Source organism: Lentzea indica, from assembly GCF_012184385.1.
GTDB lineage: Bacteria > Actinomycetota > Actinomycetes > Mycobacteriales > Pseudonocardiaceae > Lentzea > Lentzea indica.
Map to the genome: position 1 here is coordinate 1 of NZ_VSRL01000339.1, position 8,078 is coordinate 8,078.

Below are 8,078 nucleotides of genomic sequence, written 5' to 3' on the forward strand. Positions count from 1 at the left end.
CGCGCGGCACCTGCGAGCCGTACCGGACGCCGGGCGACGGCGAATACAGGCCGGGCATCGCGAACGGCAGCGAGCCGTAAGTGAACAGCGGCACCCGGCCGAAGTTCGCGCCGAGCGGGTAGAGCGAGAAGTCGCGGTTGCTCTGTGCACCCGCTCCCGTGCCGGGTGCACCGGGGTTCGCGCCGGGATGGCCGGGGTTCGTGCCCGGCTGCGGCTGCTGGCCGGGAGCCTGCGGCTGGCCTGGCAGCTGCGGCGTCAGCTTCTGCGAGGTGTCCGCGACCGCCTTGCTGCCGTCCTGGATCGGCGCCGCGACCTGGTTCACGCCGGTCACGGTGATCTGGCAGCCGCTGGTCAGCGTCGAGCGGACGGACTTGTCGAGCGTGCCGAGGATCGGCCCGAGCAACGGGATCTTCTGCAGCTCTGCCGCCACGGCGTTCGCGATCGTGCCGCCGCTGATGGTCGTAGTTCCGGTCTGCACCGCACCGATCGGAATGGGCTTGAGCTGCGAGAACGCCTGCCTGAACGGCTCGGCGAGCGGTGGCCCGAGCACGGGGACGGCGCGCACCAGGTCCGTGATGGGCTGGGTGACGGCGGCAGGGCTGAGTGAGACCGGGGTGCCGGGCGCGCCCTGCACGGATGTGGCGCAACTGCCCACGACGATGGGCTCCGCGGCTGTGGCTGCAGTGACTCCCACAGAGGCGGAGGCCAGCGCCAGCAGCGTCGCGGCGGTGACGCTCAGCAGTCGCATGCCTACCCCTTTCCTACTCCCTAGTAACGACCGTAGGTCCTGGTGGTGACGCAGACCATCCCCAGTTTTCGCAATTACTCCTATCGGCGGCGCCTGCGATGGCGTTATGGACGCCGACTACCCTCCTTGTTCATGCGCATCGGGGCCCATGTACGCGACGACGACCCGGTCGGCGCCGCGGCCGAACGCGGGGCCGAGGTCGTCCAGTTCTTCCTGTCCGATCCTCAAGGGTGGAAGAAACCGAAGCCGCACCCGCAGACCGAGGCCCTTCTCGGCTCCGATCTCGAAGTGTTCATCCACGCCCCGTACATGATCAACATTGCGTCGCTGAACAACAAGATCCGAATTCCGTCCAGGAAGAACGTGATCCAGCACGCCGCCGCGGCCGCCGAGGTGGGCGCCAAGGGCCTGATCGTGCACGGCGGGCACGTCACCAAGGGCGAGGACCCGGCGGAGGGCTTCGCGAACTGGCGCAAGTTCTTCGAGCGGCAGGTCGCGGAAGGTGGCTTCGCGGTCCCGATCCTGATCGAGAACACGGCGGGCGGCGACAACGCCATGGCCCGTACGTTCGACTCTCTCAAGATGCTCTGGGACGCGGTCGGCGAGTTCGGTGCGGGCTTCTGCCTCGACACCTGCCACGCGTTCGCCGCCGGTGAGGACCTCGTAGGCATTGTCGAACGGGTGAAAGCGATCACCGGCCGGATCGACCTCGTGCACCTCAACAGCTCGCGGGACGAGTTCGGCTCGTCGCGCGATCGGCACGACAACATCAAGACTGGCACCATCGACGCCGATCAGCTGGTGGCCGTCGTCGCCAGCGCCGGATGCCCCGTCGTGGTGGAGACACCGGACGAGGGCCAGGCCGACGACATCGCGTTCCTGCGCGACCACGCCGGCCGGTGAAGACCGTGCACGAGGTGGTGAGCGTGACGCCCGAGCGAGGCGACGCCGGGCGTTTCGTGAACCGTTTCGGCAGGCCCGCCGCTGTCGTGCTCGTGCTGCTGTGCGGGTTCACGCTGTTGCTGGGCTTCATCAACAAGGACCGCTGCACCGGTCCCGCGTTCGACCAGTGGGGCCGCACGCAGCCCGACTACGACGAGCGCAACAAGCAAGAGGTCTGCTACTCCGACATCCAGCACCTCTGGATCGGGCGTGACATCGACCGGCACGTCTTCCCGTACGTCGACGGCGGCATCAGCGACCAGGGCGTCCTGGTCGGCGGCTCCGTCGAGTACCCGGTGCTCACCGGCCTGGTGATCTGGGCGGGCGCGATCTTCGCGCACAACGACGCGGAGTACCTGCTCTACTCCTCGCTGCTGATGGCGCCGTTCGGCCTTCTCACGGGCTGGTTGCTGGGCAAGCTCGCCCGCTGGCGCGCGTTGCTGTGGGCGATCGGGCCACCGCTGATCTTGTACGCGTTCCACAACTGGGACCTGCCGGTCGTGCTGTGCTCGGTGGCCGCGGTCTACGTGGTGCACCGCTGGAACCGGCCACTGGTCGAACGGGCCACTGTCGCGTCCGTGTTGCTGGGGCTCGGGTTCGCGTTCAAGGTCTACCCGGCGGCCTTCGTGCTGCCGCTCATGCTCTACGTCGCCTCCGGCGGTTGGCGCGGCCAGGAACTGCCGGAGGGCAAGAAGGTCGACGTCGTCGGCGCGATCAGAGTCGGGCTCGCCTCGATCGTCACGGTCGTGCTGGTCAACCTGCCGTTCGCGTTCGCGGGCTACGACGGCTGGCTCGCGTCGTTCGAGTTCCAGCAGCTGCGCAGGGTCGACATCACCACGAACTCGATCTGGTACTGGGGCCTGCGGCCGTTCATCGGCGACGACGCCATGCAGTCGCTGGTCGGCGTCATCTCGCCGATCACGATCCTGCTCTCGTTCGCGATCGCGGCCGGCTACGGCTGGATGCGGTTCCGGCGCGAGGGCAGCTACCCGTGGATCGCGGTGTCCGGCGCGATGCTGTGCGGCTTCATGTTGCTGCACAAGGTCCACTCGCCGCAGTACACGCTGTGGCTGGTGCCGTTCCTCGTGCTCCTGCGCGTGCGGCTGCTCTGGGCGTACGCCTACTTCGTGGTCGACCTGGCGATGGGGATCGGCATCTTCCGCTGGTTCTGGGCGATCGAGTTCGGTCAGCCGGCCGGGATCTACGACAGCTTCTCCGCGCAGGCCGTGATGATCGGCGTGTGGGGCCGTGCGGCGCTGCTCGTCGCGCTGTTCGTGGCGTTCCTCAAGGCCAGGGACGTGACCGAGGACGATCACAAGGACCCGAAGTTCCTCCGCGGGGCTGTAGCAGCGAAGCGCTGACGCGCCACAGACTTCACCCGTGAGGGTGATCATCGTGCTGGCGTTGCTGCTGGCCTGCGGTGCCTCCGGCCTGCACGAGCGGTCGGAGGCGATCCGCTGGCTGCCCGTGTGGCAGGCCGTGCCGACCCTCGGGGTCTCGGTGCCGGACCAGAGCGTGCGGACGACGGTCGACCTCGCCGCGGGCGGCACGTCGGTGCGGGTGCGTCTGTCGAACCTCATGGGCATCAAGCCGGTCCGCGTCGAGCAGGTCACCGTCACCGCGAACGGCGAGACGCGGCAGCTGACGTTCGGACGCTCTCGCAGCGTCACGATCAGCGCCCGCGCCGAGGTCTACAGCGATGCGGTGCTGCTGACGGTCGCCAAGACGTTGGACATCAGCACGTACACCCCAGCCGGCACACCCTGCCAGGCGCGCGCGCACCGCACGATCACGTCAACGCGCGAACACATCTGCCTTGTCTCCGCGGTCGAGGTCGCCGGCTTCACGGCACCGGGCGCGGCGGTGATGTTCGGCGACTCGATCACCGAGGGGTTCTACGAGAACACCTGGCCGTCGCTGGTCCAGAGCGACTACGCCGTGCTGAACGCGGGCATCAACGGCAACGGCGTCGTGTTCGGCGCCGCGCCGATGATCACCCGTCTCTACCGTGACGTCCTCTACAGCGACGAGGTGCGCAAGGTCGTGTTGCTGGGCGGGATCAACGACATCCAGAACGGCGTCAGCGCGGAGAACGTCATCGCCGGCATCCGCACGGTTCAGCTGCGGTGCCAGAACGAAGGCGTTCAACTCAAGGTCGGCACCGTCACGCCGTGGCGCGGGTGGGTGAACTGGACGGAGGACAGGGAACAGCAGCGTCAGAAGGTGAACGCCTGGATCCGTGCCACGTTCCCCGACGTGATCGACTTCGACGCCGCCGTGCGCGACCCCTCCGACCCGCTCAGACTGCGTCCGGAGTTCGACTCCGGTGATCACCTGCATCCGAACGGGGCCGCATTCGATGCGATGGCTCGCCTCGTGAGGGTGTGACGATCTGCCTGTCCGGCGCGTTGTCCATGACGCCTGCCAACGGGTCGTCGCCCGTCATGCGCACGAGGTCGCGCTCCGGGTGGTAGATCTCCCTGAGGATGATCACGCACAACCCGATGACGGCCGCGTCCCTCAGCAGCACGGCGCCGAGGAACCAGTCGATCGGCAGACCCTTGTTGTCGGTGCCGAGGTAGAAGTACATCCGCGGCACCCACACGAGCGCGTCGACCGCCATCCACGCCAGCAACAACTTCCAGCGCGGCAACGCCAGCACGGCCAGCGGCACCAGCCACAGCGAGTACTGCGGGCTCCACACCTTGTTCGTCAGCAGGAACGCCGCCACGACCAGGAACCCGAGCTGCGCGAGCCGCGGCCTGGTACGCGCGGACAAGGCCACGTAGGCGACACCGGCGCAACAGGCGAGGAACAGCACCGAGCTCACCGTGTTGAGCACCGTCGGCGGCTGCCCCTGCTGCAGTCCGGGGTCGAAGCCCTGCCACCCCGTCCACTGCACGAGCACGTTGTAGATGGTGTCCGGGTCCGCGTTGCGTTCGGTGTTGAGGCGGAAGAACTCCTTCCACCCCGTGTGCGAGGCCGGGTTCAACGCGATCGGCGCGTTGACGAGCACCCACGCCCCGATGGCCGACGCAGTGGTGGTGAGCCCTGCTCTGAGGCGGTCTGAACGCCAGCACAGCAAGAGCAACGGCCCGAGCAGGAACAACGGATAGAGCTTCGCCGCGCCACCCAGTCCCAGCAGCACACCCGCGAGGACCGGTTTCTTCCGCGCCCACGCCAGCAGACCGGCCGTGGCGAACGCCGTCGCGATCGTGTCGAAGTTCGTGAACGCGTGGACGACGACCAACGGCGACACCGCGACGAGCGCCGCGTCCCACATCCGCCGCCGGGCGATCCTCGCGACGGAGAACACCGTCACCAGCCACGCGAACGCCAGCCAGAACGCCGTGACGTTGAAGTACACGATCACCGTCATCGGCAGGCCGGGGATGAGCGCCACGAGCCCCTGCGCCACACGTGCGTTGAGCCACTGGAAGATCCCGGTGACCACCGGGTACTCCATGTACCTGACGTGCTCGGTCGGCTTGCCCTCGTCGTCCTTCCACGACGTGATGTACGGGAAGGAACCGCGCTGGTCGAGCCGTTCCGCGGTGTAGAGCGGCACCGTGTCCGAGTAGCAGAGCGCGGTGAACTGCCTGCTGCCCCGCCAGTCCAGCTGCACAACGCCCTTGTCGTCCACGTACTGCTGGATGCACGGCGACTTCTGCACCCATCCCGCCAGCAACGTCAGCACGGCGAGCAGAAGGATCACCCGCAGCGCCGTCCAGAAGTAGTTCCTGCCGACCTGCGCGTGCTCGCCGAGCGGGCCGCCGAACGGTCTGCTCAGGGTGCGGGCGAGCGACTCGGTCCAGGTCGGGGTGACCCGTTCTTCGTGGGTGAGCGAGTCGGTGTCCTCGGAGAGGTCCGCGGCTGGGTCCTCGGCGGGAAGCTCGGCAGGGCTGCTGGGCACGTCGCGGATGTTACGGCCAAGACCGTTTCGCCGTGGTCAACATCCCTGGACCGAAGCGAAGAGGCCCGGTGCGTGTGCACCGGGCCTCTTCAGTATTGACTTGTCAGATCATCCGGTGTCCTCGGGATTTCGAATTGCGTCCCCGGTACCGGGGTCCGGATTGCCTGGACCAGGCTTGGGGGTCGAGGTCGACGGGTTGGTGGCACACGGCGGGAAGATGCCGCACGGCTCCGACGTCTTGGTCGGCCTCGTGTTGGTCGGCCTGCCCGGCTCCGACGACGGCGGAGTGTTGGACGGCGTGTTCGACGGCGTGTTGCTCGGCGTGTTCGACGGCTTCGGCGGGTTGAAGTTGCCGAGCGGCTTGGGCTTCGGGAACTTCTCCGGCTGGACGCCCTGGAGCGCCGCGTCCATGAACCGCTTCCAGATCTGGCCCGGCACGCTGCCACCGAAGATGGGGTTGCCGGCCTTGTCCTTGATCGCCACGTTACCCGCGTCCTTGCCGACCCAGACCGACGCCGAGAGCTGCGGCGTGTAGCCGACCATCCAGGCCTTCGAGTTCTGGCTCGTGCTACCGGCGAGCTCGTGCGTACCGGTCTTGCCTGCGCACTCGCGGTTGGCCGCACAAGGGATCTTCGAGTAGCCCGGGATGTCCTTGAGCGTCTCGGTGACGTTGTCCGCGATGTCGCGGCTCTTGTCCTCCACCGGGTCGAACGCGGGTACTGCTTTGTCCGCGTGCTGGTAGAGGATGTCTCCGCTGGGGCCCACTACCTTGGTGATGAAGAACGGCTCGCGGTACATGCCGCGGGCGGCGAACGTCGCGTACGCCGACGCCATGTCGAACGGCCGCACCTGCGCGTTGTCCGCGCCGATGGAGATACCGGCGTTGGGCGCGTTACCGCCTTCACCGACCAGCGTGGCCTGCTGCTTGCCGCCGATGGTGACCGTCTTCTGGATGCCGGCCGCGTGCGCCGCGTCCGCGACGGCCTTCGTGCCGGTGTCGTTCGCGACCATGTCGTAGAACACGGTGTTGAGCGACTCCTTCATGGCCTGTTTGATCGGGCACTGCTTACCGCAGGTGCTGTTGCTGGCGTTGCGGATCGGCACACCGGCGATCGTGCGTGGTGACGTGCCGTCGTAGGTGTCGCCGATGCCCTTGCCCATCTTCAGCGCGGCCACCAGGTCGAACGGCTTGAACGACGAGCCGGCCTCCTGGATCGTGCCCTTGGCGTAGTCGATGCCCTTCAGGCCGTCCTTGCCGGGGTAGTAGGCCTTGACCGCACCGGACTGCGGCTCGATCGCACTGAGCGACGTGCGCAGCTCGGGGTCCTGGCCCTCCATCACGGCGTTCACCGCGTCGGTCGCGGCCTTCTGCATCTTCGGGTCGATGGTCGTGTGGATGGTGACGCCGACCTTCTGCGCCTTCTCCATCGTGATGCCGACCATCTCGCTGTCGATCTCGTTCTGGACCTGCTGGCTCACGCGCGCGAGCGGTCCTTCGAGCCCACCGGGCTGGGTGTCCTCGAACGCCAACGGCTTCGGGAACTGCTGGGCGTCGAAGTACGCCTGGTCGATCCAGTTCTTCTGAAGCATCTGCTTCATCACGAACTCCCAGCGCTTCTTCGCGTACGCCTCGTCCTCGGACCAGGAGGGAGTCTGGATCATGCCCGCGATCAGCGCGGCCTCGGAAGGAGTGAGGTCCTTCATGTCCTTGTTGTAGTAGACCTGCGCCGCGGCTTTCATTCCGTTCGAACCGCGGCCGAAGTACACCGTGTTGAGGTACGCGGTGAGGATCGTGTTGTGGTCCGACTCGTTGCTCATCTTGAAGGCCTTGACGAGCTCGGTGAACTTACGAGTGAGCGTCGGATCCTCGTTGCCGGTCGCCTTCTTGATGTACTGCTGGGTCAGACCGGAACCACCACTGCTGCCGCCGGTCGCCTGGATCCAGACGGCGCGGACGATGGCCTTGGCGTCGAAGCCGGGGTTGTCGTAGAAGTCCGCGTCCTCCGCGGCCATGACCGCCTTCTTGACGGGGTCGGGGATCTCCTCGTACGTCAGCATCGTCCGGTTCTGGCCGGGCGAGGTGATCTTGCCCATCTCGGAGCCGTCCGAGTAGAGCAGCGTGATCGTCTTGTCCTGGAGTTCCGCGACCTCGTTGGGCTTCGGCCACTCGACCAGCGGGTACGCGACCGCGACAGCGATCACCGGGCCGAGGATCATCAGGCCGAGCGCGACGAAGGCTCCGATTCGGACGCGCTTCCAGATCTTCTTCTTGCGCAGGCGACGCTCCTCCTCTTCGGTGAGCTCCGGCTCGTCGTCGTAGTACTCGTCGTCGTCCGGCTCGCCGGCGAGCAGGAACTCGTCGTCCGGTTCGCGGTGCGTCAGCAGGTCGGGCTCGCGCTGCGGTCGCCGGTTCGACCGGCGGCAGCTGCCGGTGGTCCGTTCCTCACCGGGCTTGCGCGGGGGCATGCCGGGGCG

Annotated in this window: 6 protein-coding genes; 3 read left to right on the top strand and 3 right to left on the bottom strand. The window is 67.3% G+C overall.

The annotated features are described in order from the left end of the window. A partial coding sequence (locus tag FXN61_RS44755) for a hypothetical protein (RefSeq protein WP_167979898.1) occupies positions 1 to 748 on the bottom strand: 748 nt, incomplete at its 3' end. A gap of 132 nt (positions 749 to 880) precedes the next feature. On the opposite strand from FXN61_RS44755, the gene FXN61_RS44760 reads away from it, so the two are divergent. Genes FXN61_RS44760 through FXN61_RS56055 form a run of 3 tightly spaced genes read left to right on the top strand, consistent with a single transcriptional unit; the run spans position 881 to position 4,078 of the window. Then, the gene (locus tag FXN61_RS44760) at positions 881 to 1,651 is read left to right on the top strand and encodes a deoxyribonuclease IV (RefSeq protein ID WP_167979899.1); all 771 of its coding nucleotides are present in this window, start codon (positions 881 to 883) and stop codon (positions 1,649 to 1,651) included. A gap of 23 nt (positions 1,652 to 1,674) precedes the next feature. Continuing rightward, entirely contained in the window at positions 1,675 to 3,051 is a 1,377-nt protein-coding gene (locus tag FXN61_RS44765) for a glycosyltransferase family 87 protein (protein WP_312878482.1), read from the top strand. 19 nt (positions 3,052 to 3,070) lie between these two features. Then, the gene (locus FXN61_RS56055; protein WP_167979901.1) at positions 3,071 to 4,078 is read left to right on the top strand and encodes a GDSL-type esterase/lipase family protein; all 1,008 of its coding nucleotides are present in this window, start codon (positions 3,071 to 3,073) and stop codon (positions 4,076 to 4,078) included. Here FXN61_RS56055 and FXN61_RS44775 read toward each other — a convergent pair. Beyond that, the gene (locus FXN61_RS44775; RefSeq protein WP_167979902.1) at positions 3,990 to 5,603 is read right to left on the bottom strand and encodes a glycosyltransferase family 87 protein; all 1,614 of its coding nucleotides are present in this window, start codon (positions 5,601 to 5,603) and stop codon (positions 3,990 to 3,992) included. The genes FXN61_RS56055 and FXN61_RS44775 overlap by 89 nt on opposite strands. A 108-nt stretch (positions 5,604 to 5,711) precedes the next feature. Further along, the coding region (locus FXN61_RS44780; RefSeq protein WP_167979903.1) for a transglycosylase domain-containing protein at positions 5,712 to 8,078 on the bottom strand (2,367 nt) is incomplete at its 5' end.